At 71.0% G+C, this 26,605-nt stretch carries 24 protein-coding genes; 8 read left to right on the top strand and 16 right to left on the bottom strand.

Annotated features, from left to right (window positions below):
* Positions 1-2: 2 nt before the first annotated feature.
* The 8 genes from rplB to rpsL form a co-directional block, all read right to left on the bottom strand.
* A complete protein-coding gene (gene rplB / locus POL72_RS31540; protein WP_272100109.1) occupies positions 3-833 on the bottom strand; it encodes a 50S ribosomal protein L2 in 831 nt (276 codons plus the stop codon).
* 2 nt (positions 834-835) lie between these two features.
* Positions 836-1,132: a 50S ribosomal protein L23 gene (locus POL72_RS31535; protein WP_012233478.1), complete on the bottom strand. Its 297-nt coding sequence runs from the start codon at positions 1,130-1,132 to the stop codon at positions 836-838.
* 15 nt (positions 1,133-1,147) lie between these two features.
* On the bottom strand, positions 1,148-1,771 hold the full coding sequence (gene rplD, locus POL72_RS31530) for a 50S ribosomal protein L4 (RefSeq protein WP_272100107.1): 624 nt from the start codon (positions 1,769-1,771) through the stop codon (positions 1,148-1,150).
* A gap of 13 nt (positions 1,772-1,784) precedes the next feature.
* Complete coding sequence (gene rpsJ, locus POL72_RS31525) at positions 1,785-2,096, bottom strand: 30S ribosomal protein S10 (RefSeq protein ID WP_272100105.1); 312 nt, start codon at positions 2,094-2,096, stop codon at positions 1,785-1,787.
* 10 nt (positions 2,097-2,106) lie between these two features.
* Positions 2,107-3,297 carry an elongation factor Tu gene (gene tuf / locus POL72_RS31520; protein WP_012233037.1) on the bottom strand — a complete coding sequence of 397 codons (1,191 nt, stop codon included), beginning with the start codon at positions 3,295-3,297 and terminating at the stop codon, positions 2,107-2,109.
* 9 nt (positions 3,298-3,306) lie between these two features.
* Positions 3,307-5,421, bottom strand: coding sequence for an elongation factor G (gene fusA / locus POL72_RS31515; protein WP_272100102.1), 2,115 nt, complete (start codon positions 5,419-5,421; stop codon positions 3,307-3,309).
* Positions 5,422-5,726: 305 nt separating this feature from the next.
* A complete protein-coding gene (rpsG, locus tag POL72_RS31510; RefSeq protein WP_012233474.1) occupies positions 5,727-6,197 on the bottom strand; it encodes a 30S ribosomal protein S7 in 471 nt (156 codons plus the stop codon).
* Between the two features lie 13 nt (positions 6,198-6,210).
* Complete coding sequence (gene rpsL / locus POL72_RS31505; protein ID WP_012233473.1) at positions 6,211-6,609, bottom strand: 30S ribosomal protein S12; 399 nt, start codon at positions 6,607-6,609, stop codon at positions 6,211-6,213.
* Between the two features lie 505 nt (positions 6,610-7,114).
* Here rpsL and POL72_RS31500 point away from each other — a divergent pair.
* Entirely contained in the window at positions 7,115-7,993 is an 879-nt protein-coding gene (locus tag POL72_RS31500; RefSeq protein WP_272100095.1) for a hypothetical protein, read from the top strand.
* A gap of 31 nt (positions 7,994-8,024) precedes the next feature.
* Entirely contained in the window at positions 8,025-8,921 is an 897-nt protein-coding gene (locus POL72_RS31495) for a hypothetical protein (RefSeq protein WP_272100093.1), read from the top strand.
* 70 nt (positions 8,922-8,991) lie between these two features.
* On the opposite strand, the gene ppk1 is transcribed toward POL72_RS31495, so the two are convergent.
* On the bottom strand, positions 8,992-11,205 hold the full coding sequence (gene ppk1 / locus POL72_RS31490) for a polyphosphate kinase 1 (protein WP_272100091.1): 2,214 nt from the start codon (positions 11,203-11,205) through the stop codon (positions 8,992-8,994).
* A gap of 193 nt (positions 11,206-11,398) precedes the next feature.
* Here ppk1 and panC point away from each other — a divergent pair, with 193 nt between their 5' ends.
* A complete protein-coding gene (gene panC, locus POL72_RS31485) occupies positions 11,399-12,289 on the top strand; it encodes a pantoate--beta-alanine ligase (RefSeq protein ID WP_272100089.1) in 891 nt (296 codons plus the stop codon).
* On the top strand, positions 12,290-12,976 hold the full coding sequence (gene tmk / locus POL72_RS31480) for a dTMP kinase (RefSeq protein ID WP_272100087.1): 687 nt from the start codon (positions 12,290-12,292) through the stop codon (positions 12,974-12,976).
* Positions 12,977-13,058: 82 nt separating this feature from the next.
* Here the strand turns inward: tmk and POL72_RS31475 are convergent, their stop codons facing one another.
* Positions 13,059-14,615, bottom strand: coding sequence for a hypothetical protein (locus tag POL72_RS31475; protein ID WP_272100085.1), 1,557 nt, complete (start codon positions 14,613-14,615; stop codon positions 13,059-13,061).
* A gap of 422 nt (positions 14,616-15,037) precedes the next feature.
* Here POL72_RS31475 and POL72_RS31470 point away from each other — a divergent pair, with 422 nt between their 5' ends.
* A complete protein-coding gene (locus tag POL72_RS31470; protein WP_272100083.1) occupies positions 15,038-16,177 on the top strand; it encodes a vWA domain-containing protein in 1,140 nt (379 codons plus the stop codon).
* A 36-nt stretch (positions 16,178-16,213) separates the two neighbouring features.
* On the opposite strand, the gene POL72_RS31465 is transcribed toward POL72_RS31470, so the two are convergent.
* Positions 16,214-17,386 (bottom strand): tetratricopeptide repeat protein, encoded by a 1,173-nt coding sequence (locus tag POL72_RS31465; RefSeq protein ID WP_272100082.1) that lies wholly within the window; start codon positions 17,384-17,386, stop codon positions 16,214-16,216.
* Between the two features lie 338 nt (positions 17,387-17,724).
* Between POL72_RS31465 and POL72_RS31460 the strand changes: the two genes are divergently transcribed.
* Positions 17,725-17,946 (top strand): HP1242/YdcH family protein, encoded by a 222-nt coding sequence (locus tag POL72_RS31460; protein WP_272100080.1) that lies wholly within the window; start codon positions 17,725-17,727, stop codon positions 17,944-17,946.
* A gap of 264 nt (positions 17,947-18,210) precedes the next feature.
* Here the strand turns inward: POL72_RS31460 and POL72_RS31455 are convergent, their stop codons facing one another.
* The 5 genes from POL72_RS31455 to POL72_RS51355 all read right to left on the bottom strand — a co-directional run bounded on the left by POL72_RS31455 (position 18,211) and on the right by POL72_RS51355 (position 24,405).
* Positions 18,211-18,714, bottom strand: a complete 504-nt coding sequence (locus tag POL72_RS31455) for an outer membrane protein assembly factor BamD (RefSeq protein ID WP_272100077.1) — start codon at positions 18,712-18,714, stop codon at positions 18,211-18,213.
* A gap of 134 nt (positions 18,715-18,848) precedes the next feature.
* Complete coding sequence (locus tag POL72_RS31450) at positions 18,849-20,054, bottom strand: serine/threonine-protein kinase (protein WP_272100075.1); 1,206 nt, start codon at positions 20,052-20,054, stop codon at positions 18,849-18,851.
* A 35-nt stretch (positions 20,055-20,089) separates the two neighbouring features.
* Complete coding sequence (locus POL72_RS31445) at positions 20,090-21,469, bottom strand: serine/threonine-protein kinase (RefSeq protein ID WP_272100073.1); 1,380 nt, start codon at positions 21,467-21,469, stop codon at positions 20,090-20,092.
* 78 nt (positions 21,470-21,547) lie between these two features.
* Positions 21,548-22,942: a formylglycine-generating enzyme family protein gene (locus POL72_RS31440; RefSeq protein WP_272100071.1), complete on the bottom strand. Its 1,395-nt coding sequence runs from the start codon at positions 22,940-22,942 to the stop codon at positions 21,548-21,550.
* The gene (locus tag POL72_RS51355; RefSeq protein ID WP_272100069.1) at positions 22,939-24,405 is read right to left on the bottom strand and encodes a formylglycine-generating enzyme family protein; all 1,467 of its coding nucleotides are present in this window, start codon (positions 24,403-24,405) and stop codon (positions 22,939-22,941) included. Before POL72_RS51355 ends, POL72_RS31440 begins: the two co-directional genes overlap by 4 nt.
* Before the next feature lie 173 nt (positions 24,406-24,578).
* Between POL72_RS51355 and POL72_RS31430 the strand changes: the two genes are divergently transcribed.
* Together POL72_RS31430 and POL72_RS31425 are read left to right on the top strand one after the other, a co-directional pair.
* Complete coding sequence (locus POL72_RS31430; protein WP_272100067.1) at positions 24,579-25,532, top strand: hypothetical protein; 954 nt, start codon at positions 24,579-24,581, stop codon at positions 25,530-25,532.
* A gap of 26 nt (positions 25,533-25,558) precedes the next feature.
* The gene (locus tag POL72_RS31425) at positions 25,559-26,581 is read left to right on the top strand and encodes a PEGA domain-containing protein (RefSeq protein ID WP_272100065.1); all 1,023 of its coding nucleotides are present in this window, start codon (positions 25,559-25,561) and stop codon (positions 26,579-26,581) included.
* Positions 26,582-26,605: the final 24 nt, after the last annotated feature.

Below are 26,605 nucleotides of genomic sequence, written 5' to 3'. Positions count from 1 at the left end.
GACTAACCCTTGGTCCCGCGCCGCCGGACGATCATGCCGTCGGTGCGCTTGTTGTTCCGCGTCTTGAGGCCCTTGGAGAGCTGACCCCACGGCGAGCACGGGTGGCGCCCGCCGCTCGTCCGGCCCTCACCGCCGCCCATCGGGTGATCGACGGGGTTCATCGTGACACCGCGGTTGTGCGGCCGGCGCCCGAGCCAGCGCGAGCGCCCCGCCTTGCCGAGGCTGATGTTCGCGTGCTCGGAGTTCGACACCTGCCCGATCGTGGCGCGGCAATCGAGGTGCACCTTGCGGATCTCACCGCTCGGGAGGCGGACCTGCGCATAGTCGCCGTCCTTCGCCATGAGCTGCGCGGCCACGCCGGCCGAGCGCACGAGCTGACCGCCCTTGCCCTTCTTGACCTCGACGTTGTGGATCGAGGTGCCGGGCGGGATGTAGCGGAGCGTCAGGCTGTTGCCAGGCTTGATGTCCGCGTTCCGGCTCGCGAGCAGCGTCGCCCCGACCGCGAGGCCGTCGGGCGCCAGGATGTAGCGCTTCTCGCCGTCCACGTAGTGAAGGAGCGCGATGCGCGCCGTCCGGTTCGGGTCGTACTCGATGGCGGCGACCTTCGCCGGGACGCCGATCTTGTCGCGCCGGAAATCGATGATCCGGTAGCGCTGCTTGTGACCACCGCCGCGGAACCGCGACGTGATCCGGCCGTTGTTGTTCCGGCCGCCGGTGGACGTCTGCTGCTCCAGCAGCGACCGCTCGGGCTCGACCTTCGTGATCTCCTTGAAGTCGCTGACCGAGTAGTAACGCCGCGCCGGCGAGGTCGGCTTGAAGGATCTGATTCCCATCGCTATTCCGCCTTCTCGTCGAAGAACTGGATCTCGTCACCCTCCTTGAGGGTGACGATCGCCTTCTTCCAATTGCGCAGCTTCGCGTAGCCGCGCCCCATGCGCTTGTCCTTGCCGCGCATGATCAGCGTGTTGACGTCCACGACGCCCACCTTGAAGAGCGTCTGGATGGCGTCCTTGATCTGGATCTTGTTCGCCTCGCGGCGGACCTCAAAGATGACCTTGTTGCCTTGGTCGCGGAGCCGGCTCGACTTCTCCGTGAGGATGATTGGCCGGCGGATGATCTGCTCGGGCTGCATGTCGGACTCCCCTGACTAGCGAAGGCAACGCGCCTCGAGCGCCTTGGCGGCGTCCCTCGAGACGATGAGGTGGTCGTGCCTGAGGAGGTCGTAGACGTTGACCCCTTCCGGCGGCAGGTACTGGTGGTTCTCCAGGTTGCGGAGGCTCTTCACCAGCTTCTCGTTGCCGGCCGTGTCGACGACCAGCGACTTCCGGTCCGCCTGCAGGGTCGTCAGCGTGGCAGCGATCGCCTTGGTCTTGATCTCGGAGACCTCCAGGCTGTCGAGCACGATGAGCCGCCCCTCCTTCGCGAAGAGCGAGAGAGCGCTCTTCAGGGCGCCGATCCGCACCTTGCGCGGCGGACGGTACGACCAGTCCTTCGGCTCCAGGGCGTGCGCCATGCCGCCGCCCGCGTGGTGCGGCGCGCGGATCGAGCCCTGGCGAGCGCGGCCGGTGCCCTTCTGGCGATAGAGCTTCTTCGTGGAGCCGGCGACCGCGCTCCGCTCCTTGGTGGCCTTGGTGCCCGAGCGGCGGGACGCGAGCTGCGCCTTCACGACCTCATAGAAGAGGTGCTCTTTCACCTCGGTCCCGAAGACCTCGTCCGAGAGGTCGAGTTCGCCGACCTGCTCCCGCTTGAGGTTGTAAACGGTAACCTTCATGGTACCTGGACTCCTAGCTCTTGATCTCGACGTCGACGCCGGCCGAAAGGTCGAGCTTCATCAGCGCGTCGAGGGTCTGCTGAGTCGGCTCGATGATGTCGAGAAGCCGCTTGTGCGTCCGGATCTCGAACTGCTCGCGCGACTTCTTGTCGACGTGGGGCCCCCGAAGAACCGTGTAGCGGCGGATCTCGGTGGGCAGCGGGATGGGCCCCGCGACGTGCGCCCCGGTCCGCTTCGCCGTCTCGACGATATCGCTCGTCGACTTGTCGAGCAGCTGGTGGTCGAAGGCCTTGAGGCGAATCCGGATCTTGGTTGTATCAGGCATGGTGCTCTTCCTACGCGAGGATCTTGGTGACGACGCCGGCGCCCACCGTCTTGCCGCCCTCGCGGATGGCGAAGCGCATCTGCTCCTCCAGCGCGACCGGCGCGATGAGCTCGATCGTCATCGTGATGTTGTCGCCCGGCATCACCATCTTCACCCCCTCGGGGAGGTTCACCGTGCCGGTCACGTCCGTCGTCCGGATGTAGAACTGCGGCCGGTAGTTGGTGAAGAACGGCGTGTGGCGCCCGCCCTCCTCCTTCTTGAGGACGTACACCTCACCGGTGAACTTCGTGTGCGGCGTGATCGACCCGGGCTTCGCCAGCACCTGGCCGCGCTCGATCTCTTCCTTCTCCACGCCGCGGAGCAGACACCCGACGTTGTCGCCCGCCTGCCCCTGATCGAGCAGCTTGCGGAACATCTCGACGCCGGTCACGACCGACTTCTTCGTGTCCTTGAAGCCGATGATCTGCACCTCGTCGCCGACCTTGATCACGCCGCGCTCGATGCGGCCCGTGGCCACCGTGCCGCGGCCCTTGATCGAGAACACGTCCTCGATCGCCATCAGGAACGGCTTGTCGATGTCGCGCACCGGCTCGGGGATGTAGCTGTCCAGCGCGCTGAGGAGCTGCTGGATCGTCTCCTCCCACTTCGGGTCGCCCTGCAGCGCCGGCAGCGACGCGCCCCGGACCACCGGCGCGTTGTCGCCGTCGAACTTGTACTTCGACAGCAGCTCGCGGACCTCCATCTCGACCAGGTCGAGCATCTCCGGGTCGTCCACCGCGTCGCACTTGTTGAGGAACACGACGATGTGGTTCAGGCCGACCTGCCGGGCGAGCAGCACGTGCTCGCGCGTCTGCGGCATCACGCTGTCGAGCGACGACACGACGAGGATCGCCCCGTCCATCTGCGCCGCGCCGGTGATCATGTTCTTGATGTAGTCGGCGTGCCCGGGGCAGTCGACGTGCGCGTAGTGGCGGTTCGCCGACTCGTACTCGACGTGCGCCGCCGCGATGGTCACCGTCTTGGTCTCGTCACGGACCGTCCCGCCCTTCGCGATGTCGGCGTACGAGATCGCCTTCGCCAGGTTGCGCTTCGACTGCACCTTGACGAGCGCCGCCGTGAGCGTGGTCTTGCCGTGGTCGATGTGACCGATGGTGCCCACGTTCACGTGCGGCTTCGTACGAGTGAATTTCTCCTTGGCCATGGCGTCTTTTTAACCTCGCTGCTTGGCGACGATCTCTTCCTGGATCGCTGCTGGAACCGGTGCGTAATGAGAGAACTGCATCGAATGGGTCGCGCGGCCTTGCGTCTTGGAACGGACGTCGGTCGCGTAACCGAACATGGTTGAGAGCGGGACCTCCGCGCGGATCACCCGGGTGTTCGCGCGTTGCCCCATATCGAGGATGCGGCCACGCCGCGAGTTGAGGTCTCCGATGACGTCCCCGAGGTAGTTCTCGGGCGACACGACCTCGACGGCCATCATCGGCTCGAGGAGCACGAGCCCCGCCTTCTTGGCGCCGTCCTGGAAGGCCATGGACGCGGCGACCTCGAACGCGGGCCCGGAGGAGTCGACCTCGTGGTAGCTGCCGAAGTGGAGCCGCACCTTGATGTCGACGACGGGGTAGCCCGCGAGCACGCCGCGGCCCATCGCGTCCCGGATGCCCTTCTCGATCGAGGGGATGAACTCCTTCGGGATGATGCCGCCGACGATGTCGTTCTCGAACACGAAGCCCGCGCCGCGCTCGGCGGGCTCGATGTCGATCCTCACGTGACCGAACTGGCCGTGTCCGCCCGACTGCCGGACGAAGCGCCCCTCCACGTCGGTCGCCTTCTTCGAGATGGTCTCCTTGTAGGCGACCTCGGGCTTGCCGACGTTGGCGTCGACCTTGAACTCGCGCTTCAGGCGGTCGACGATGATCTCGAGGTGGAGCTCGCCCATCCCGGCGATGATCGTCTGACCCGTGTCCTCGTTCGTGAAGGTGCGGAACGAGGGATCCTCGTAGGCGAGCTTCTGCAGGCTGAGCCCGAGCTTGTCGAGATCGGCCTTGGTCTTCGGCTCGATGGCGATCGAGATCACGGGGTCGGGGAACTCCATCCGCTCCAGCACGATCGGGTTCTTCTCCTCGCAGAGAGTGTCCCCGGTGCGGGTGTCGCGGAGCCCCACGGCAGCGTAGATGTTGCCCGCGTAGCAGACGTCGATCTCCTCGCGCTTGTTCGCGTGCATGCGGAGGATGCGCCCGAAGCGCTCCCGCTTGCCGCGCGTCGAGTTGAGCACGCTGACGCCGCTCTTCGTCGTGCCGGAGTAGACACGGAAGAAGGTGAGGTTGCCGAACTGGTCGTTCATGACCTTGAACGCCAGCGCCGCGAACGGCTCTTCATCGCTCGCCTTGCGCGAGACGACCTTGTCCTTCTTGTCGGGCAGCGTCCCCTCGACGGCCGGGATGTCGACCGGCGACGGCAGGTAGTTCACGACGCTGTCGAGCAGGAGCTGGACCCCCTTGTTCTTGAACGCAGAGCCGCACAGGACCGGGACGATCTTGAAGCCGAGGGTGCCCGCGCGGATGGCCGCGTGGATCTCCTGCTCGGTGATCTGGTCGACCTCACCGGCGATGAACTTCTCCATCACCTTGTCGCTCGCGTCGGCGCACGCCTCGATGAGCTTCTCGCGGAGCTCCTTGCACCGCGGCAGCAGGTCGCCCGGGATCTCCTGCCAGTCGTAGCGCTGGCCCTTCGTCTCCTCGTCGAACACGGCGGCCCGCAGGGTCACGAGGTCGATCACGCCGCGGAACGAGTCCTCCGCGCCGAGCGGGTAGTGGATCGCCACCGGGTTCGCGCCGAGGCGCTCGCGGATGGAGTCGACGCACATGTCGAAGTCGGCGCCGACCTTGTCCATCTTGTTGATGAACGCGATGCGCGGGACGCCGTACTTGTCCGCCTGCCGCCACACCGTCTCGCTCTGCGGCTCGACGCCGTTGCCGCCGTCGAACACCGCCACCGCGCCGTCGAGCACGCGGAGGCTCCGCTCGACCTCGATGGTGAAGTCGACGTGACCGGGCGTGTCGATGATGTTGATCCGGTGAGAGACGCCCTTCTCGGGGCCCTGCTCCGGCGCCCAGAAGCAGTTCGTCGCGGCGGACGTGATGGTGATGCCGCGCTCCTGCTCCTGGACCATCCAGTCCATCGTGGCTGCGCCCTCGTGGACCTCGCCGATCTTGTAGTTGACACCCGAGTAATAAAGGATGCGCTCGGTGACCGTGGTCTTGCCCGCATCGATGTGGGCCATGATCCCGATGTTGCGCGTCCGTTCCAGGCTGTACTCGCGTGCCACTTTTCCTTCTCCGTCGTGTGATGCGTGGGGTGAGGGTTCCGGACTCAGGATGCAAAACACCCTCTCCAGCCCGGCCCGCCTCCGTTGTGGCGGGCACTTGAAACCTGGAGAGGGTGTCGGGGTACAGCAGCAGCTTTTCTAGGTCCCGCGAGGGTGGGCGCTGTCGCGCTCCCTCGAGAGGACCGGCTCTGTAACCCGATCCTTATGTCAGCTGTGCCATCTCGCTCTACGCGTCTCCTCGCCTGGGGATGGGACCTGAAATGACGAACCAGCGCAGATCCGGGATCCGCGCTGGCCTCGCTGACCTACCAGCGGTAGTGGGCGAACGCCTTGTTGGCCTCCGCCATCTTGTGCGTGTCGTCGCGCTTCTTGACCGCGTTGCCGCGGTTCTGCGCCGCGTCGACGAGCTCGGCGGCGAGCCGCTCGCGCATCGTCTTCTCGCCGCGGCCGCGCGAGTAGGTCACGAGCCACCGCATCGCGAGGGCGACGCGGCGCTCGGGGCGGACCTCGACGGGGACCTGGTAGGTCGCGCCGCCGACGCGCCGGCTCTTCACCTCGAGCTTCGGCTTCACGTTGTCGAGCGCCTTGCGGAAGACGTCGATCGGCTCCTCCTTGAATCGGTCGCGCACGATGTCGAACGCGCCGTAGAGGATCCCCTCGGCGGTCGCCTTCTTGCCCGACTGCATCAGGGAGTTCGTGAACTTGGCGACGAGCTTGTCCTTGTACTTCGGGTCCGGAATGATCTTCCGCTTCGGGACTTCGCGACGACGGGGCATCTTCGTTCCTCTGTCAGGCCTTCGGGCGCTTCACGCCGTACTTCGAGCGCTTGCGGTTGCGGGTCGCTTTGTTGGTGGAGCTCGGCCCGGCAGCGCCGGACGCGTCGAGCGTGCCGCGGACGACGTGGTAACGCACGCCCGGCAGGTCCTTGACACGGCCGCCGCGGATGAGGACGACCGAGTGCTCCTGCAGGTTGTGGCCTTCGCCCGGGATGTAGCTCGTCACTTCCATCTGGTTGCTCAGCCTGACGCGGCAGACCTTGCGGAGCGCCGAGTTGGGCTTCTTCGGCGTCGTGGTGTAAACACGTACGCACACGCCTCGCCGCTGCGGGCAGGACTTGAGCGCAGGAGAGGCCGTCTTGTAACGAGCGGCCTCGCGGCCTTGGCGGATGAGCTGGCTGATGGTCGGCATAGTGACGCGGATTTCCCCCTGAGGGATGGGGACGCGCAGGATACCCAGGAGGCGACCCATGTCAAGCGGGACGATACCCGTTCGTGTTGGATACGCCAGCGAGCCGTTCGTTCGCGTCGATTCGCGTCGCTTCCCGTAGGTTCCCGTAGGTTCTCGTCGCTTGCGTCGACGCGTCCGCCGCGTGGGTCGCATCGTTCACGTAGGTTGCGTCGGTCCCATCCGTTGCGCTCGCCGAGGCGCTGCATCGTTCGTGGCGGTCGCATGGGTCGCGTCGATCCCGCTGCGCCGGCGGGGGCCGTGCTCTGCGCGTCCTGGCCCCGCGCGACGAGCTCGTGGGTCACGGCGCGCTGCGGGGGCCGTCCGCGCACGTCTCGTTCGACGGGGCGCTCGGCGTGCGCCGGCGGCTCCCGGGATGCGCGGGCCCCTGCGCGCGCCGCACGAGTCGGACGCCGACGCGCGCCGCGGGCCCCTTGGCGGCCCGCCTGCTGTTCGGTACGGTCGCTGCGTGACGAAGAAGCTTTCACGCGCCCAGCGTAAAGAAAGCCGGCGCAAGGCGCCGCAGAGCAGCGCTGCGTCGAGGACGGCGTCCGGCGTGGATCCGGGGAGCGCGGCGCCCTCGTCGCGAAGCGATCAGGGCGACAGCGCGACGGCACGAGGCCCCGCGGGGGCGCGCGTCGATCCGACGGTGAGCCGAGGCGGCGACGACCCGCGCGGCGCGCGGGCGCGCGGCGCCGCTGCTCCGAGCAGCGCGGAGCCCGCGCGGGCGCGCGACGCCGCGGAGAGCGCGCGGGCGCGCGACGCCGGCGATCGATCCCATCGGAGAGGCGGCGTCGAGACGCAGCCCGCGCGAGCGCGCGGCGGAAGCACACAGACGAAGCCAAAGCGAGATCGCGTGCTCCTGGTCTTCCTGGGCCTCGTGGCGCTCGCCGCGGTGATCGTGTTCGCCGCGCAGTCCCCCCGCACCCCGGAGCGCGCTGCGCCGGAACCCGCGAAAGGCGCTCCGGCAAAGACACACACGGCGGAGCCGTCCACCGCGTCCCCTGCCACGCCGACGGAGACGGCCGAGCTGCCGGCTCCACCTCCCGTCGACTCGTCGCCGCCGACGATCGTCACGGCCGAACCTGCCGCAGCGGAGACGGCGCGCGCGACAGCCCCGCAGCGCGCTGCTGCCGGCGCCTCGCCAGAGGGAACCGCTGCCAGCGCCTCTCCGAAAGGAGCAGCCACCGGAGCAGCCGCGGCCGCCCCGCCGAAGAAGCGCACCAGCGCACCGAAGCCGGCCGCCGCGCCCCCCGTGGCGACACCTTCAGCGGGGGCGACGCCGGCAGCGGAGGCGGCGCCTCCGCCAGAGCCGGCGCAGAAGCCTGCCGAGCTTCCACACGAGTGATTGCAACCGCCGTGATGAAAGGACGCCCGAGATGCTTCGCTTGAATGCTTCGCCCGACGCCGCCCGAACGCCGGGCCGCTCGCCGCGCGCCCGCGCGCGGGCGCGCGCCCTGCCGCTCGGCGTCGCGCTGTCCGGCCTCCTCGCCGCGGCGACGGCGGGCGCGCAACCAGCGCCGCAACGACAGCCTCCTGCAGGGTCGCCCGTGGCGCCGGGCGTCGCGCGGCAGCAGCCCGGCGCCGCCGCTGCGCCGCCGGCCGCCTCGCCGCCAGCCGCGCCGACCCCGGCTGCTGCGACGCAACAGCCCGGCAGCGCGCCTGCTGCACCGCCAGGCGCTGCGGCGCCGCAACCCGCTCCGCCGGCTGCCTCCGCGCCGCCGGGTGCCTCCGCGCCGCCGTACCCTGCGGTCCCCTACCCGGCGCCGCCGCAGGAGGCCCCTCAGGCTCTGCCAGGCGCCTCGCCGGGCTATCCGCCCCCGGGTCCCCCGGGCGGCTACGCTCCTTACGGCGGCGCTTACCCTCCGCTCCCGCCGGGCTACCCCGTGAGCCCGTCGGAGATCCCGCCTGCTCCGCCCCCGGTTCCCCTGCGTCGGAAGAGCCCGGGCCTGATGCTGGGCGGCATCGCGCTCACCGCCGGCGGCACGATCGCGTTCTTCACCGGGACCGGCCTGCTCGCGTCGGCGAGCAACCGATACGAGATCTACTGCGATTTCGGGGGCTTCACGGGCATCTGCGAGACGCGCACCGATGGGCGCCGTCAGCTCGCCGGCGCGCTCGTCTCCGTGGCGGGCGGCCTCATGATCGCCGTGGGCATCCCGCTCTGGGTTATCGGCGGGAAGAAGGTGCCAGCCGGCGACACGGCGCCCAAGGCCTCTGTCGAGACCACGCTCTCGCTCGGCCCCGGCTCCGCCGCGTTGCAGACGCAGTTCTGAAGGGCTCCCGCGGCCCGATGCTCCTCCCCGCGCGCGAGGCCGCGGGGACGCCTCTCCTGCGCGCCGTCGTTCAGAGCAGACCCTTCTTCTTCTTGGCGCCCTTGCGGTGGCGAGGCTCGCCGTCGTCCGCGCCCGCGGGCATGCGGAGGATGTGGAAGCGCCCGCCGCCGCGCGCCAGCGGATCGCTGAGCTTCACCCGCTCGCGCGCGAGCTCGATGAAGCGGTGCTGCGACCGAAGCAGGGGGGCGCCGGCGGGCTGCTGGAGCTTGTGGTAGCTGCCGTCGCTCGCGAGCTCCCAGGTCTTCGCCGTGTCGGACATCACGGTGTTCAGCATGTCCTCCACGCGCGCGCGGGTGGCGGGCTCGATGATCGGGATCATCAGCTCGACGCGGCGATGGAAGTTGCGCGGCATCCAGTCGGCGCTCGACATGTAGATCTCCTCGCTGCCGCCGTTCGCGAACCGGAACAGGCGCTTGTGCTCGAGGAAACGATCGATGATCGCGCGCACCTGGATCCGCTCCGACAGGCCCGGGATCCCCGGCCGGAGGCAGCAGATGCCGCGCACGGCGAGCTTGATGTCGACCCCGGCCTGCGACGCCGAGTAGAGCGCGTCGATGACGTCGACGTCCACGAGCGCGTTCATCTGCGCCACGATCTCCGCCTTGCGCCCGGCCCGCGCGTGGGCCTCCTCGCGCGCGATGAGGCCCAGCACCGCCTGGTGCAGGCCGAGCGGCGCCACGAGGAGGCGGTTCCACTTGGGCGGCGCGCTGTAGCCGGTCAGCAGGTTGAAGAGCGACGTCATGTCCTCGCCGATCTCCCGGTTCGCCGTGAACAGGCCGATGTCCGTGTAGAGCCGCGCGGTCTGCGGGTTGTAGTTGCCCGTCGACAGGTGCACGTAGCGGCGCAGCTTGTCCTTCTCGCGCCGCACCACGAGCAGCGCCTTCGCGTGCGTCTTCAGCCCGAGCAGGCCGTAGATCACCTGCACGCCGCTCTGCTCGAGCGTCCTCGCCCACTGGATGTTGCTCGCCTCGTCGAACCGCGCCTTCAGCTCGACGATGGCCGTCACCTGCTTGCCGCTCTCGGCCGCGCGCGCGAGCGCCTTCAGGATCGGCGAGTCACCGCCGGTCCGGTAGAGCGTCTGCTTGATCGCGAGCACGTTCGGGTCGTCGGCGGCGCGGGAGACGAACTCGGCGACCGGATCGAACGACTCGTAGGGGTGGTGCAGGAGCACGTCCTGCTCCCGGATGACGGCGAAGATGTCCTCGACGTCCCGGAAGAGCGGCGGGACCTGCGGGGCGAACGGCTCGTCCCGGTACTCGCGGCGCTCGTCGTCCGCGACGATGCCGATGAGGTCGGCGATGTGGAGCGGCCCCGGCACCCGGTAGACGGCGTGCGACGCGTCGACCTTGAGCGCGCGGCAGAGCCGCTGGACCGAGGTGCCGGCGCCCTCGCCGAAGCCGATCTCCAGGCGCACGGCGTTGCCGCGATCGCGCCGGCGGAGCTCGGCCTGGATCGTCTCCAGCAGGTCCTCGCCCTCCTCCTCGTCGATCTCGAGGTCCCAGTTCCGGGTGACGCGGAAGGGGTACGTGCCGCGCAGCCTGCCCGAGGGGAAGAAATCCTTCACGTGCCGGGCGATCACGTCCTCGAGCAGGACGAACGCGCGCGCCGCGCCCTCCACGCGCACCCGCATCAGCCGGCTCAGCCCAGGCGGCACCTGGATGACCGCGAAGCCGGGCTCCTGCGCTTCATGCTCCCGGGAGAACATGATCCCGAGGTTGATCATCTTGTTGCGCAGGTGCGGGAACGGGTGCCCCGGGTCGATCGCGATCGGCGTGAGGATCGGGAAGATGTCGGTGCGGAACCGATCGTCGAGCGCGCTGAGCTCCGTCGCGCCGAGCTCGTCGGGCCGGACGATCACGATGCCGGCGCGCTGGAGCGCCGGGATCAGATCCGAGTGCCACAGCTGGTAGGCGTCATCGACGAGCGCGTGGACGCGCGCGCTGATCGCCACGAGCTGCTCGTGGGGCGTGAGCCCGTCCGGCGGGACCTCCGCGATCGTGCGCTGCGTCTGCGCCTGGAGGCCGGCGACGCGCACCATGAAGAACTCGTCGAGGTTCGAGAAGAAGATGCTCAGGAACTTGAGGCGCTCGAACAGCGGCACCTCGTGCGACCTGGCCTCCGCCAGCACCCGCGCGTTGAACTCGAGCCACGAGAGCTCGCGGTTCAGGTAGTGCGTCGGGTCCCCCTCGATCGCGATCACCCCCGGGGCGGCCGATATCGGCACCGGGCCGCTGGACGGGGCAGAGCTCCCCCCGGACCGAGTGCTGGAGGGGCCGCCCGGTCGCGATCCAGGCCCGGCGGCCGGAGCTGAATCGATGGCGTCTTCCGAGTCGGGAGCGATGGCGTTGTCTGGGCTGGACGGCGGGTCGACCATGATCGAAGCTCCGATTTTGCCGTACGTCTGATAGGATTCCATTATGGAGTTTTGGCGACATCCTGGCGACCTCAGGGTGGCGTGCGAGCGGGCTCGTGCGGCAGGGCGCCGCGTCGGCCTCGTCCCGACGATGGGCGCGCTCCATGCAGGCCACCTCGCCTTGATCGCGGAGGCGCGGCGGAGGACGGACTTCGTGGCCGTGACCGTCTTCGTCAACCCGACCCAGTTCGGCGTGGGCGAAGACCTGGCGCGCTACCCGCGGACGCTCGAGCGAGACCTCGCCGCCTGCGCGGAGGCCGGCGCCGACGGCGTGTTCGCGCCGGACGTCGCCGCGATGTACCCGCCCGGCGAGGAGACGCGCGTGCGCGTCGGCGCGACCGCGGGCCCGCTCTGCGGCGTCCATCGGCCCGCGCACTTCGAGGGCGTCGCCACCGTGGTGACGAAGCTGCTGTCGCTCGCCGGCCCGTGCGTCGCCGTCTTCGGCCGGAAGGACTACCAGCAGCTCCAGGTCATCCGGCGGCTCGTCGCCGACCTGTTCCTTCCCGTCGAGGTCGTCGGGGCGACGACGGTGCGCGAGCCGGACGGCCTCGCCATGTCGTCCCGGAACGCCTACCTCTCGCCCGAGCAGCGGAGCGCGGCGCGCGCCATCCCGCTCGCCCTCGCCGGCGCGTGCCGCGCGTTCGCTCGCGGCGAGCGGCGCGCCGCGGCGCTCCTCGAGCCCGCGCGCGCGCGCCTGGCGGCCGTCGCGACGAGCATCGATTATGTGGACCTCGCCGATCCGGAGTCCCTGGCGATCTGGAGCGACGCACCGGCGATCGGCGATCGGGCGCTGCTGGCGGTCGCCGTCCGCGTCGGGACGACGCGGCTCATCGACAACGTCGTGCTCGGGGAGGACGCGCCGCCCGTCGTGGAGGGGAGCGAGGAGGCGATCTAGATGCCGAAGACGAGAGGCGAGCAAGAGAGCCCGGCGGAGGAGGCGGGCCGTGGCGTCTTCGTGGTGTTCGAGGGCATCGACGGCGCCGGCACGAGCACGCAGGCCGAGCGCTACGCGGCGCACCTCAGGGCGGCGCGGCGCCTTGTCCACGTCACCCGAGAGCCGAGCGCCGGGCCGGTGGGCGCGCTGCTCCGGCAGGTCCTGACCCACCGGATCTCGCTCCCCGGCGCCCACCAGGCGGAGATCATGGCGCTCCTCTTCTCGGCCGATCGCCTCGATCACCTCGGCGCCGAGATCGAGCCCCTCCTCCGAGACGGGTACGTCGTGATCTCGGATCGCTACGACCTGTCGAGCCTGGCCTACCAGTCGACGACGGCGAGCGAGGACGGGGGGCGCTCCGAGGAGATCATCGAATGGATCCGTGAGCTCAACCGCCACGCCCTGAGGCCCGACGTCACGGTGGTGATCGACGTGACGCCCGAGATCGCCGAGAAGCGCCGCCGGGGCCGCGGGGGGGCGGAGGAGCTGTTCGAGAAGACAGAGCTGCAGGCGCGGCTCGCGGAGGCGTACCGCCGGGCGGAGGAGCTCGTCCCGGGGGACCGCATCATCCATATCGACGGGGATGGCCCGGTCGACGAGGTCTCCCGGGCGATCACGGCGGCGCTCGCGGCCGTCGTGGAGCGGTGAGCCAAGGGCCCCGGCCGAACATCGGAGTCGAGCCACCGAGGGCGCAAGGTCCCTGTGGCTCCCCGCGCCCGCGTCGCGCGCTCTACGGGCAAGCGGCGTTCGCGATCTCCACATCGTCGATGTTCCAGCTCGACACGATGTCGACGAAGGACTCCCGCCCGATCTCGTAGCCGAAGCGGACCCGCAGGCTGGCGTTCTTGTGGGGCGTCAGGTCATAGACGACCTTCGTCCAGGCCGAGTCGCGGACGCCGGGGTACGCCCCCGACTCGAAGAGCACCTTCCAGCGGACGCCGTCGTAGACCTCGACACGGTTCGTCATGTGGGGCGTCTCATCGCTGTTCAGGAGACGCCAGAACGTCAGGTACACGCCGCCCGCGACATCGGCGTTGACGACCGGGCTCGTCAGGTAGAAGTACGGGTGGACCCCGACGGGCGCGTTCCCTCCGATGACCACGCCGGCCACCCCGTTGTCCGACGTCGCCGTGTGATCGAGCGCCGGATCGGCGTGCCCGTAGGTCTGGCCGGTTGACGCCTTCGCCGCGCCGATCTGCCAGGTCGGACCGAGCTCCCACCCGGCCGCGTCGCTCTCGAACGTATCCCGGAAATAGACCACCGGCGCCGCCGCGGCGGCGCCGCCCTGACAGACGCCAGCCAGGCAGGACTCCCCCACGGTGCACGAGTCGCTGTCAACGCAGAGCCCGCCATCGGGGACCGGGCGCGCCGTGCACACCCCGGACTCGCTGCAGACGCCGCGCGTGCAACCGATCGCCCGCGAGGGGCACGGCTCTCCGGGGGTGGGGATGGAAATACAGGCGCCGCTCTCGTCACAGACGCCACGATTGCACTCGTCGGTCCCAGAGAGGCAGGCGCCGCCCGGTCCGATCGGCTCAGCATAGCAATTGCCAGAGCCCGGATCGCAGGCGCCATCGTTGCACCCGACGCTCAGCGCGCTGCAGTCCTTCGGGACGCCCCCCTCGCAGCGGCCGCTCTGGCAGGTCTTGCCGACCATGCAGAGATCGCCGGAGTCCGCGCACGGCGCCCCCTCGTTCCCCGGAACCGCCTCGCACGCACCGGAGGCAGGGTCGCACGCACCAACATGACAGGAGTCCGGCACGTGGAAGAAGAAGCAGTCCCGCGGGGTCCCGACGCAGGCGCCGTCCAGGCACGCCGCGTCGAGGATACAGCGGTCTTCCGTCGCGCACGGGGCCCCGTTCGCCCTCGGCTCCACGCCGCAGCGAGGAGCGCCGCCCGCGTCGACGCACGTGACCACGTGACAGGCGTCCGGCGCGAGGCCGCAGTCCTCCTGGGCCCCGCCCTGACAGACACCCTCCTCGCACACCTCGCCGACCGTGCAGGCGTCCCTGTCGTCACAGGGCTCCCCGCCCGCGCTGGGGACGAGCTCGCAATCACGCGTCGCCTCGTTGCACACGGCCACGACGCATTGCGAGGTCGGAACGAGCGAGCAGTCGATCCGGCACGGCGCGCCGTCCCCGCCTGCGCCGCCCCCTCCGCTCGAGACAGCCGCCCCAGCGGCGCCGCCGGCCCCCGCCGGGCCCGAGCTGCCCGCGGATGTCGCAGTCGAACAGCCGAGATCCGTCAGGGCGACAGCGGAAAGTACCCATGGAATCCACCTAGTCATGTTCGCCTCTTTCCAGCAAGCGTGACGCACCTCGTGGGAATTACGCGTCCTTCGCGGCTGCGCAAGGAAACATGATGTTCCCGCGCGCGAGCACCCGGAACGGTCGGCGCAATCAGCGACGAGCGAAGACACCGAGCCCCGCCGCGCCGACGAGCGCGCGAGACCCTGCGAGAGCAACGAGAGCAACGAGAGCTGCGACAAGCGACGAGAGCCGTGACAAGCAGCGAAAGACAAGAGAGCAACGACAGCGCGACACGAGCCAGGCTTACAAACCGGAGAGCCCCTATCGCGCCTCGATCGAGATACGCATACACTGACGAGATCGTCTCGGAGCTCGGCCATCCCTCGATAGACAGACCACTTCGCGCGTGGAGCCCCGCGGCCCCGACCCACGTCGCACCCATTTCCAGAGGAGCGCAGAGATGTCCTTCCGACGTCATTTCGTGTTTGCCCCTATCCTCGTCGCCGCCGGGATCGCGGCTCAGTCGGGCGGCTGTGCGGCCACCGAGGACGAGAAGCCCGCGAGCATCCCCCGGCCGGATGACGCCGCGAGCGGCGGCGACGGCGGCTCCTTCGGCGTGAGCAGCGCGAGCGGAGACACGTCGCTCGGCGAGGGGGGAGGGCTCGGCGGCGCCGGCGAGGGCGGCCTCGGGGAGGGGTCCTCCTGCGCCCAGGCGAGCGCGGAGGCCACGCTCCTGCCGCTCGATATGCTCATCCTGCTCGACCGATCCGGCAGCATGCTCGGCTCGAAATGGGTCGGCGTCACGAACGCGCTCTCGGCGTTCGTCACCGACGCCGCCTCGGCCGGGATGAACGTGGGACTGACCTACTTCCCGCGGAGCAGCAACGGGCAAAGCGACTGCAACCACACGAGTTACGACGAGCTCGCGGTCGCCATCGGCGAGCTGCCGCTGAACACGCAGGAGCTCACCGCCTCCATCCAGAGCACCTCGCCGGGCGGCGGGACGCCCATGCGGCCGGCGCTCCAGGGGGTGCTCACGAACGCGACCGCCTACAAGGACGCGAACCCTTCTCACAAGGTGATCGTCGTGCTCGCGACCGACGGCGATCCCTCGGGCTGCTCCGGAAACACCGTCGCGAGCACCGCGGAGATGGCGCAGAGGGCCCTCCGCTACAACGGCGTCCAGACCTACGTCATCGCGGTGCAGGGCTCGACGCTCACCAACCTGGACCAGATCGCCGACGCCGGCGGGACGACCCGCGCGTTCGACGTCACGGCGGACATCACGGCGTTCTCGGCGAAGATGGCCGAGATCCGCGCGTCGGCGCTCCCGTGCGAGCTCCTCATCCCCGCGCCGCCCGCGGGCGCGGTCCTCGATACGAGCCGGGTCGCTGTCAGGTTCGCGCCCGAGGGCGCGAGCCCGCTGGAGGTCCCGAAGGCGGACGACGCAGCGGACTGCGGCACGGGGCCGGGGTGGTATTACGACGACGAGGCGCTCCCGAAGAAGATCATCCTCTGCCCCGCGTCCTGCACGACGGTGCAGCACGAGGTGCGCGCGGAGCTCGACGTGCTCTTCGGGTGCGCGCCGACGCTGAACTGAGCCGCGCGGGCCCCTCCCCCGCCGCCCGGGCGGGGCTCACGGCCGCTTCGGCGCCGCCGTCTTCAGGGCGTCGAGCGCCGCGAGGAGCTCGGCCTCGGTGAACGGGAGCCTCGCGAGCGCCGCCTGCTCGTCGGCGAGCGCGAGCTCTATCTCGCGCTGCGCGTCGCGGGCGCGGAGGACCCACCCCGACGACTCCCCCGTGCGGTCGCCGAGGCGCACGGTGCCGGCGAGCATCTTCTGCCCCTTCTCCAGGAGCACGCGGTAGCGCAGGCGCATCGCCCCCTCGAACAGCTGCCTCTCCCTCGGGGTGTCGGCGCTCCGCGGCGGCGGGACCTGCATCACGTCGCGGTGGAGCTCCTTGTAGAGCTGCCCGATGCGGTAACCCGCCATCGCCGACCAGTGGGCGTCGAGGCTGCGCATGGCCTCGGTGTAGGCGCTCTGCGCGTCGAGCAGGCCCTGGCAGCGGCGCTCGAGCGCCTCGGCGAAGCTCGCCGGCACCGGCACGAAGGTGATCGCCTCGCTCCGGCGGCGCCGCACCTCGCCGAGCGCGAAGCTCACCTGCGCGAGCTCGATCGGCGGCTTGCCTGACTCGCCCAGCCGGTGCTCCTCGATGAGATCGCGCGCGAGCGCGACCTGGCGCGCCGCCTCATCCACGAGATCCTGCTCGACAAGGCCGAGCGCGAGCGCGCCGCGCGCCTCGATCGCCTCCAGCACGCTCAGATCGCCGAGGCGGAGCAGGCGGCGCGACACCTCGACGAGCTCGGGCCACCGCTCGAGGGCGGCCGCCGCGCGCGAGAGCCGGAAGAGCGCGCCGCGCGCGACCGCGTGGTCCGGGAAGCGCTGCGCGACCTCGCGGTAGCGCTCGGCCGCGAGCGCGCGGTCGCCGAGCGCCTCGTGCGCGAGGCCGGCGTTGAAGAGGCTCGGCGGCGCGACCTCGCCGCCCGGCGCGAGGCGGGCGAGCCGCTCGAACAGGGGCGCCGCCTCACGCGCCTTGTCGGCCAGGAGCAGCGCGCGCGCCCGCTCGAACTCCGCCGCGAGCTCGGCGTCCGAGTAAGGCGACACGACGACCGGCGCGAGCTCGACCGGCGGGCGCGCCGAGGCCGGCTGCGGCGATCGCGCCCGCGCCGGCACGGTGGCCTGCGAAGTGCATCCGCCCAGGACGACCGCAAGGGCCAAGAGGGCGACCGAGGTGGCGCTGGAACTCGACATTGCCGGGGAAGAATAGCCCCGCGCTTGAGGTTGTTCCGCAACGTGCATGGACGGAGAGTCCGGCCCGGCCGTCCGGGACACCGGTGGATTGCTGTACGCCTTAGGGCAATCCCTGGCTACAACGGCCGCTCTGTGAAATTGCAGAATGGCCTCGCCCGACAAAAAGCCTGCATGGATCCGCCATGTTGCGGTAATCTCGCATTCGTTCATCAGGCCGCTGTCTCGGCGTGTACCACGGTCGGCGGCGGTCTCCTCTCCAGCGACGATCAGGACGAGGGCTTCTGTTGTGGGCCCTCGAAGGCATCACGGCCCCGTTGTGGGGCCTTGGAGGTGGGCACATGAAGCATCAGATCATCTCTCCTCGCGCGGTGACTGCAGTCGGCCCGGAGCAGCGGCTGAGCATGGTGGAAGCGCGTCATCGCGAGCTCGACTCACGCCTCAGGCAGCTGGGTCGACGGGCGTTCCTGACACCGGGGGAGAGAATGGAAGCTGCCCAGCTCAAGAAGCACAAGCTCGCCGCGAAGGACGAGATCGAATCCCTGCGCCGGCGGTTGTCGTAGCGAGCGACCCCTAGCCGACCCTCGATCCTGCGCCACATACGGCGCACCCCCGCCCCTTTCCGCTCCATTCCAGACATCCAGCGCGCCAACGCAATGGGCAGCTCGCACGCTGTGCACGCCGCACGGCTCTGGGCGCGCTGCAGGGACGCGCGCACGCCCGATCGCCATGGCGGATGCACCGGCGGGGGCGCGCACGCCGCGGGAGGCTCGCACCCAATTCGATGCCCGCGAGGCGCGACGTGCGAGGGCGCCTGCGCGCTGCGGTCAGAGCGCGGGCGCCGACGGCTCGGACGGCGGCTCCTCGGGCGATGCGGGAGCGTCGGTCTGCGGCGCGGCGCCCCCCTCGGGCAGCGCCTCGGCGCCGCCGTACACGTCGCGGTTGAGGTCCGCGAGGGTCTCGGTCAGGCGGTTCTTCTGCTCGCTGGTGATGCCGCCGGGGGCCTGCTTCTCGGTCGCCGCGGCGAGCCCGAGCCAGTGGCGCGCGTTGTCGCGGTAGCCCTTGCGCGGATCGGCGACGCCGGTGCCCTGCGGCGCCAGGTCGGCCAGGCGGTAGTCCGTCATGCCCCGGAGGTAGGCGTACTGCGCCCGCTCCGGGACCGAGAACGAGTCCTGATCGTTCTCGAGCACCCGGAACAGCGCCAGCGCCTGCTCGAACCGGTTCGCCTCGTAGTGGCTGCGGGCGCGATCGAGATCCTGCGTGTAGGTCGCGCAACCCGACGCAAGGGCGAAGGACGAGAGAAGGAGGACGCACGGGACGAGGCGGCGCATGCGCGCAGGGTATCTCCCGCGTCGCCGGGCGATCAAGCACGAAGGCAGCGCACCACACACCACGCGCCACGCTGGCCGCTGACGCGCGCCGCGCCGCCGCCGTCGCACGCCGCTCCGCATCCAGCGGATCGCCGTCAGCGCAGGAGCGTCGCGGCGAGCACGCCGCTCACCGCGAGCAGCGCGATCGCCAGCAAGACGACCGCCCAGACGAGTACGCGCGCGGGCGCAACAGGGCGCGCGGCCGCGACCGCGCCCGGCCCCGTCGCCGACGACAGGGGGGCGACCGGGGGCTGCGGCGCAGCGGCGACCGGGGGCTGCGGCGTGGCGGCGACCGGGGGCTGCGGCGCAGCGGCGACCGGCGCCCGCCCGTCGCCCGAGGGCAAGGCCACCGTATCGGCCGTCTCCCACACCCCGTCAGGGGGCCGCACGGCCGAGGGCGGCTTGCCGTCCGGGAGGCCCGCGGAGGAGCCGCGATCCATCGAGTCGGCCACGCCCGACGCCACCATGAACGCCTCGGAGAGCTCCCGGGCCGAGGCGAAGCGCGCGTCCGGCTCGACGGCGAGCGCCTTCCGCATCCAGGCCTCGACCTCCACCGGGATGCCAGCGCCCGGCGCCGCCGCGGACAGCGCGGGCGGGGGCGTCCCCAGGATCTTGGCGATGAGCGGCCCGAGCGCCGGGGCGGTGAAGGGACGCGCCCCCGTGAGACACTCGAAGACCACGACTCCCAGGGACCAGAGATCGGACCGGTAATCGACGCTCTTCAGGCCTCTCGCCTGCTCCGGGCTCATGTAGTAGGGCGTCCCGAGGAGCGCCCCCGTGCGCGTGGGATCCATCCCGGTGATGGCGAGCGCGTCTGTCACCTTCGCCACGCCGAAGTCGAGGATCTTGACGATCTCCCCATCATCCTCGCGCGCGATGAAGATGTTCTCCGGCTTGATGTCGCGATGGACGAGCCCGACCTCGTGGGCGCGCGAGAGGGCGCGGCAGATGTGAGAGACGATCTTCGCCGTCTCCGCCGGCGTCAGGCGCCGGCGCGCGGAGAGGCGATCGCGCAGGCTCTCGCCTGCCAGACACTCCATCGCGATGTACGGCAAGCCATCGTCGGTGAGGCCATGGTCGAGCACCTTGACCACATGGGCGCTGCGGATCCGCGCCGCGATCTGCGCCTCACGATCGAAGCGGGCCCGGGCGGTCGCGTTCTTCGCGGCCTCGACGTCGATGAGCTTGATGGCCACCGGCGTGCGCAGCGACAGGTGCTCTGCCAGCCACACCGAGCCCATCCCGCCCCTGCCGAGGAGCCGGGCAAGGCGGTACTTCCCGGCGATGCGTTGACCTTCCATGGCCGGCAGCAGGGTAACGCGCTGCGCGCTCGCCGTCAGTACGGGAGTTGGTCGACGATCCCCCTCGCTTGCGTCGTCGGCGCCGACGGCGGCGGGGCCGATGTCGCCGGTGTCGCCGGCGCCTTCAGCGTGCCAGAGAGCGCTCTCGGTGAGGGCCGCCTGGACGACGACGCCGCGGACGGCAAGACGTCTGCCACAGCAGGCTCGTCTCGAGCGGGGAGGGGCGCGGTGGGCGAGCTCGCCATGGATGCGGGAGGCGCCGCGACCGCCGCGGGCGGCGGGTGCACCGCCGCTTCCGCCGAGGCGGGGACCGGAGCGGCAGGCCCGTCCGCCGTCGAGCGGCGGAGCGCAGCGAACGCCGCCACGAAGGCCACCACGAGGAGCGCCGCGACCGCGACGGCCCTCGACGGCGATCTCGCGCGCCCGTCGGGGGCCGCGAGGGCCGGGGGCGCCGCGACGGCTCCCGAGCTCGGAGACGCGGCGAGCGGCGCGAGCGCGCCGACGACCTTGCCTCCAGCGAGCGCGCCCGCCGACGTGGGATCGGCGTAGCGGCCGAGGACCTCGACGAGCGGCCCCAGATCGTCGAGCCGATCCTCGCGCCGCTTCTGCAGGCAGCGGTCGAGCACCCCGGCGACGTCCGCGGGCAGGTCGGGCACGGCCGATCGGATCGACGGCACCTCGCGCTGCAGGAACGCCGTGTACATCTCGCCGAGGTTCTCGAACTCGAGCGGCCTCCGGCCGGTGAGCGCCTCGAAGAGGATGACGCCCATCGCCCAGATGTCCGCGCGATGATCGATGTCCTTCTCGCTCATCGCCTGCTCGAACGACATGTAGTGAGGCGTCCCGAGGATCGAGCCGGTGCTCGTGTTGCCTCCCTGCGTCTCCGAGCTGATGGAGGTCGGGTCGAGCACCTTGGCGATCCCGAAGTCGAGCACCTTGGGCATGCACCCGCCGGCCTGCGGCTCCGAGAGGAAGATGTTGTCCGGCTTGAGGTCGCGGTGCACGATCCCCTTCTCGTGCGCGGCGCGGAGCGCGGAGGCGACCGGCGCGAGCAGGCGCGCCGCCTCGTACAGCTGCAGCGCGCCCCTGCGCTTGCGCAGCCCGGAGAGCGGCTCGCCGCGGAGCAGCTCCATGACCATCACGGGCGTGTGGTCCTCCTCCTCGAAGACGTCGAGCACCTCGATCACGTTCGGGTGCTGGATCGCGGTCGCCGCCTTGGCCTCGCGGAGGAAGCGCCGGGTCTGCGCGGCGTCGACGACGCCGCGGATCATCTTGAGCGCGACGTCGCGCCCGGTGCCGACGTTCCTGGCCGCGTACACCTCGCCCATCCCGCCGCGGCCGATGAGGCGCTCGATCCGGAAGCGCCCGGCGATGATCTTGCCGGCCGGGAGGGAGCCCTGGAGATCGTCCGACACGAGCGGCAGCGTACCGTGGTTCCCGGCCGGACGCAGCGTACCGCGATCGCCGGCCGGCGCCGCTCCGCGGCAGCGCGATCACATCGGCTGCGCGCAGCGGAAGCCGGTGGCCGGATTGAACGCCGACGCCCTCTCATGGCTGCGCGCCGTGGCCCGGGCCCCCAGCTTGTAACCCGACCAGGAGCTCCCGCGATAAGAGAAGCTCGGCGCCGCGCCGGGCGCGGGCTCACGACACACCGGATCGACGAGGAGCGGCCCGCCCGACTGCCAGCAAGGCGCGGCGTAGGGAGCGAAGGTGTCGGCCACCCACTCGGACATGCTCCCGGCGAGGTTCCGGATGCCGAGGGCGGTCACGTCGCTCGGGGCTCCTCCGGCGACAGGCCCCCAGGGCACCGGCGCGTCGAGCGGGCGACAGCCGGAGTTCTCGAACACGCCTTGGTCGACCTCCCCGCTGCCCCGGCCCCTGCCGAGCAGCGCCATCGCGCAGAGATCCCCGCCGTTGCCCCAGGGATAGGCCGTCTCGTCATCGAGGTTGCCGGCCGCGTACTCCCATTCAGCCTCGGTGGGGAGCCGCAATCCCCGCGCCGAACAGGCTTCCTCCGCCAGCGCGTGGGTGACGCAGTTGACGGGCAGCGCGTCGTTCGCGCCGTCGGACGCGCCGAGGTACGTGCAAGCGCCCAGGTCCGACCCCGGCGCGTCGAGGTCCCTGACAACGGGCTCTGACCGGATCTGCCCTGTCGCCACGAGCTCCCGGACGGTGCCCACGGTCACCTCGTCCGCGTCGATGGCGAACGCGCCGAGCTGCACGAGGCGCTCGGGCTGGCTCAGCTCGTCGAGATCGACGGTGTAACCGGGTCGCGGCGTCCCGAGAAGGAAGACCCCTCCGGGCACACACACCATCCCCGCGGGCGCCGGCCCCTGGCAGGGTACCGGGGCCGCGCCCGGCCAGGAGCCGGGCTCTGGCCGGGCCTCGGCCTCGGACAGCAGCGGGAGCACCGGCTCCGGCGCGAGCGCGCCCGCCTCCGGATCGCAGGTCGCGCGCTGCTCGGGGAGGCTCGGGACGCCGAAGCAGCGCATGGACAGATCGAGCGCCACGCGCGTCTCGCCGTCGAGCGGCGGGAGCCTGGCCACGGCGTCGATCAGCGCAGGACCGCGTGGGAGGCCGTCGGGGCCCGCCTGCTCGGCCCGGTAGAGCCGCGCGCGGACCCGCACGGCGGCGCCTTCCTCCTGCGGGACCACGCCGAAGCTGACGGGCAGGCTGTCCGGCCCATCCACCCCGATGAGCCGCATGCACCCGGTGCAGATCGCGCCCTCGCCCATCACCTCGAGCAGCAGGTGATCGCCGAAGCGGGGCGCCGGTGCGTCCGTGGAGACGCTGACGAGCCACTGGCGAGGCTCGGGCTCGCACGCCGAGAGCGCCGGGAGCAGAAGCCCGGCGGCCGCGAGCGCCGTCGACAGGCAACGAGCCGTCACGGCGCACCTCCCGCGTAGACGCACCGGAAGCCGTGCAGCGAGTCCAGGACATCACCTCTCCGGAACGCGGGCCTGGTGTTCGCGGGGCCGCTGGCCCAGTCTCCGCCACGGGCGGCATGGGCGTTGATGCCGTCATCGTCGCAGCGGGGCTCGACGAAGACCCCGGGCGCGCTCCAGCAGCCCTCTCCGTACGGAACCAGCCTGTCGGCGCACAGCTCGCTCAGGCTCCCGCCGAGATCCAGGACGCCATCCCTGGAGCTGTCGCCCAGGCCGCCGCACGCCGCCGAGGGCCGATGCGAGCCGACCTCCTCCGGCCCCGGATCGCCAGGGCACAGCGTCCCCCGCCCGGCGCTCGCCGTGCAGCACGCGGGAGACGCGTCACCCCAGGGATAGATCCGCCCCTGCCCTCGACCCCGCGCTGCGTGCTCCCACTGCGCCTCCGTCGGCAGATCACCGCCGCTCGCTCTGCACGCCTCGCGGGCGAGGCGCCACGAGATGCAGTTGAGGGGATATTTATCGTTCGCGCCGTCGGCGGCGCCCAGCCAGCGGCAGTCTGCGAGCCCCGCCCTGCCCGGATCAGGCCCGGCGAGGTCATCGCCTTCCGCGTGGAGGAGCCCCTCGTTCAGCAGCGCACGGAAGCGACCGACCGTGAACTCCGTCCTGTCCATGAAGAACGGGCCCACATGCACCGGCCGCGGCGGCACGACCGAGACGTAGCTCTGCTCGTCGACGCCGGCGAGCTCGGCCTGGCCGAGGACGCTGAATCCGCCGGGGATGCAGACGGCATCGGCGCCCTCGGGCGCGGCGCCGCAGGGGATCTCCCGCGCGCGCGACCACGTGCCGGCGCGCGTCGCGCCCATGTCTGCCTCCGATCCGACGAGGACGCCATCCGACGGGACCGCCGTGCGCCTGGAGGCGTCGATGCACGTGTGCGGCGGCTTGCGCAGCGACGCGGGCACGCCCAGGCAATCGGCCGAGAGCACGAGTTGCACCGTCTCCACGCCGGACGCGGGGAGCGCGACCTCGATCAGCCGGTCGATGGCGGCCTCTGGCGGAGGATCGATGGTCGAGAACCCCCTCCCCTCGATGGAGTCCTTACCCCGCGTCGCGACGGCGCCGCGGAACGCCCGGATGCGCAGGCGGAGCACGGCGCTCCGCTCCTCCGGCGCGGCCACCCCGAAGGAGAACGGCCAGGACGAAGGGTCCGGCAGGACGAAGTTCGCCGTGCAGTCGACGTCATCGATGCAGCCGGGGCGCCACGCTTCGTCGAACCCGTCGATGCGCACCGTATCGATGACCGCCTCCGGAGAGATGGAGGGGTCCGCCAGGAGCTGCGCAGCAACCGGCGCGTCGGTGTCCACGACGACGAGGAGCTGCCGGCGCTCTCGCTCACCGCAGGAGGCGGATAGCCCAGCCGCAGCGAGCACGGAGAGGATCGAGAGCGCGCGTGTCGGTTCGACCACCTGCCGCCTTTCGCCTTTCTCGTTTCTCGTTGCCGCCCGACAGGACCCAGGAGTAGTCTCCTCGCTATCATCGAGGAGCGGCGAGGCCAAGCGGGTTCTTTCGCCGCTTCACCCGAATCACGCCAATCACCCGAATTACCCGAACATCGCTCTGCCGCTCGCGAGGAGATTGTATGTCGTGGTTCACCCGGCCAGTGCTCGCCGCGCTCTCCGTAGCCATCGCGGCGGCGCTCTCCCCCGCGTGCGACGGCGATTCCCCAGAAGCTCCGGGAGCGGCGGCGAGCACGGGATCGGGCGGCAGCGGCGGCAGCGGTGGTGGCGGCGGCGAGGCCACGTACGGCGCGAGCGCGTGCGGCACGTGCGTGGAGCAGACAGCGTGTTTGTCCCAGGTGAACGCCTGCGCGGCCGACCCGGGCTGCGCCGCCTACCTCGACTGCCTCGACGCTTGTCCGCTGGGCCCGGGCGGAGACGCGGACATCGCGTGCGAGCAGGCGTGCCCGCCCGTCACCGGCTCTCTTGGCCAGAGCGCGAAACAGGCCTTCATCGACTGCCGCCTCTCCGGCCCGGGCGCGGCGTGCGCCGGTTGCGGTCAGATCCCCGCCCCGACAGACCCGGATTTCAACCAGACGTGCTCGCCGTCGGCGGATCCGAACACCTGCTATCAGTGCGAGGACGAGCGCTGCTGCGAGACCTACCAGGCGTGCAAAGACGACCAGGATTGCCAGGACCTTGTCACGTGCGTCAAGGCGTGCGCCGAGGCCCCGGATGATGCCGCCTTCTCGCCCTGCGAGAGCGCGTGTTACGAGGCGCACACGGCAGGTTACGCCGCCTACAGCCACCGGATGGCGTGTATGCAGTACTTCTGCTTCGACGACGACGCTTGCGGCAACGAGCCGCTGGACCCCTGCGTCAAGTGCCAGAACCTGCACTGCGCCGATGAGATGGCGGCTTGCCAGCATGAGATCGAGTGTGCGTTGCTGGACAACTGCCAGGTCCCGTGCGACGTCGCGGACCAGGCCTGTCTCCAGGAGTGTGACGCCATGTTCCCGGACGCGGTGGCGACCCACAAGGCCGGGCTCGATTGCGCGCTCGCCCACTGCGAGATCGCTTGCGGCGGGACGGACTGAGGGGGCGACCAAAGACGAGGGATACGATGCGGACGCGATGGATCCTGGGTGGCTTGGTCGTGGCGGCGCTCGATCTCTCGACGGCCGGGCGCGCGCGCGCCGAGGCGCCGGCCCCGGCGGAGGCGCCGGCGGTCGATGAGCGCACCGCGCGCGGCAGGGCGGCGTTCCTGCTCGGCGTGCAGCGATCGAAGGACGCGCAGTGGGGCGAGGCGCTCGCCGCCTTCGAGGAGGCGGCGGCGGCGCGGGACGCGCCCATCGTCCAGTACAACATCGGCTTCTGCGAGCGCGCCCTGGGCCGCTACGTCGCTGCGCGCCGCACCTTCCGCCGCGTGCTCGCGGGCACCGAGGGCCTCGCGGCCGCGCAGATCGACGACGCCAGGGCGTTCGTCGCCGAGCTGGATCAGCTCGTGGTCCGGGTGGCGGTCACGCTGGATCCCCCGGGCACCCCGCTGACCGTCGACGGGCGCGCGCTCCGGCCGGCCACCGACGATGGGACCCGCGTCTTCGTGACGCTCCCCGGGTCTGCCGAGCGCGCGGCGGCGCCGGTGGAGAAGAGGTTCACTGTCGAGCTCGATCCCGGGGTCCATCTCTTCCGCGCGGCGCGGCCAGGACGCCAGGATGCGTTCGTTCAGAAGACCTACCGGCCGGGGGAGAAGGCGACGCTCGATCTGCACCTCGACATCCTGCCCGCGCGCGTGGCCGTGCGCGCGGAGCCGGCGCAGGCGCTCGTGCGTGTGGACGGCCGCGAGGCCGGGCTCGCGCCCATCGACATCGAGCGACCGCCGGGGAAGTACAGGATCGAGGTGGTGCGGGACGGGTTCGAGACGTACGCGGCGACGCTCGATCTGCACGCGGGGCAGCGGGCGGATATGACGGCCAAGCTGATCCAGGTGCGGCCGTCGCTGTGGACGCGGTGGTGGTTCTGGACGGGCGCGGCGGCGGTGGTGGCGGGAGGCGTGGTGCTGACGTACGCGCTGACCCGGCCGGAGCCGGACTACAACGGGGGAAGCCTGAACTGGGTCGCGGAGCCGGCGGCGATCAGGTGGTGAGGGGCCAGGGCGCGCGCGTGTCGC

It is taken from the genome of Sorangium aterium (assembly GCF_028368935.1).
In the GTDB taxonomy this organism is placed as follows: domain Bacteria; phylum Myxococcota_A; class Polyangia; order Polyangiales; family Polyangiaceae; genus Sorangium; species Sorangium atrum.
The sequence above is the reverse complement of the archived record's forward strand: the minus strand, read 5'-3'. Positions and strand labels throughout refer to the sequence as shown.

Excerpts from the sequence above, each read along its gene's own strand:
- rplB (WP_272100109.1), bottom strand. The coding sequence starts at position 833 with ATGGGAATCAGATCCTTCAAGCCGACCTCGCCGGCGCGGCGTTACTAC.
- POL72_RS31535 (WP_012233478.1), bottom strand. The coding sequence starts at position 1,132 with ATGCAGCCCGAGCAGATCATCCGCCGGCCAATCATCCTCACGGAGAAG.
- rplD (WP_272100107.1), bottom strand. The coding sequence starts at position 1,771 with ATGAAGGTTACCGTTTACAACCTCAAGCGGGAGCAGGTCGGCGAACTC.
- rpsJ (WP_272100105.1), bottom strand. The coding sequence starts at position 2,096 with ATGCCTGATACAACCAAGATCCGGATTCGCCTCAAGGCCTTCGACCAC.
- tuf (WP_012233037.1), bottom strand. The coding sequence starts at position 3,297 with ATGGCCAAGGAGAAATTCACTCGTACGAAGCCGCACGTGAACGTGGGC.
- rpsG (WP_012233474.1), bottom strand. The coding sequence starts at position 6,197 with ATGCCCCGTCGTCGCGAAGTCCCGAAGCGGAAGATCATTCCGGACCCG.
- rpsL (WP_012233473.1), bottom strand. The coding sequence starts at position 6,609 with ATGCCGACCATCAGCCAGCTCATCCGCCAAGGCCGCGAGGCCGCTCGT.
- POL72_RS31495 (WP_272100093.1), top strand. The coding sequence starts at position 8,025 with ATGCTTCGCTTGAATGCTTCGCCCGACGCCGCCCGAACGCCGGGCCGC.
- panC (WP_272100089.1), top strand. The coding sequence starts at position 11,399 with ATGGAGTTTTGGCGACATCCTGGCGACCTCAGGGTGGCGTGCGAGCGG.
- tmk (WP_272100087.1), top strand. The coding sequence starts at position 12,290 with ATGCCGAAGACGAGAGGCGAGCAAGAGAGCCCGGCGGAGGAGGCGGGC.
- POL72_RS31475 (WP_272100085.1), bottom strand. The coding sequence starts at position 14,615 with ATGACTAGGTGGATTCCATGGGTACTTTCCGCTGTCGCCCTGACGGAT.
- POL72_RS31470 (WP_272100083.1), top strand. The coding sequence starts at position 15,038 with ATGTCCTTCCGACGTCATTTCGTGTTTGCCCCTATCCTCGTCGCCGCC.
- POL72_RS31465 (WP_272100082.1), bottom strand. The coding sequence starts at position 17,386 with ATGTCGAGTTCCAGCGCCACCTCGGTCGCCCTCTTGGCCCTTGCGGTC.
- POL72_RS31460 (WP_272100080.1), top strand. The coding sequence starts at position 17,725 with ATGAAGCATCAGATCATCTCTCCTCGCGCGGTGACTGCAGTCGGCCCG.
- POL72_RS31455 (WP_272100077.1), bottom strand. The coding sequence starts at position 18,714 with ATGCGCCGCCTCGTCCCGTGCGTCCTCCTTCTCTCGTCCTTCGCCCTT.
- POL72_RS31450 (WP_272100075.1), bottom strand. The coding sequence starts at position 20,054 with ATGGAAGGTCAACGCATCGCCGGGAAGTACCGCCTTGCCCGGCTCCTC.
- POL72_RS31430 (WP_272100067.1), top strand. The coding sequence starts at position 24,579 with ATGTCGTGGTTCACCCGGCCAGTGCTCGCCGCGCTCTCCGTAGCCATC.
- POL72_RS31425 (WP_272100065.1), top strand. The coding sequence starts at position 25,559 with ATGCGGACGCGATGGATCCTGGGTGGCTTGGTCGTGGCGGCGCTCGAT.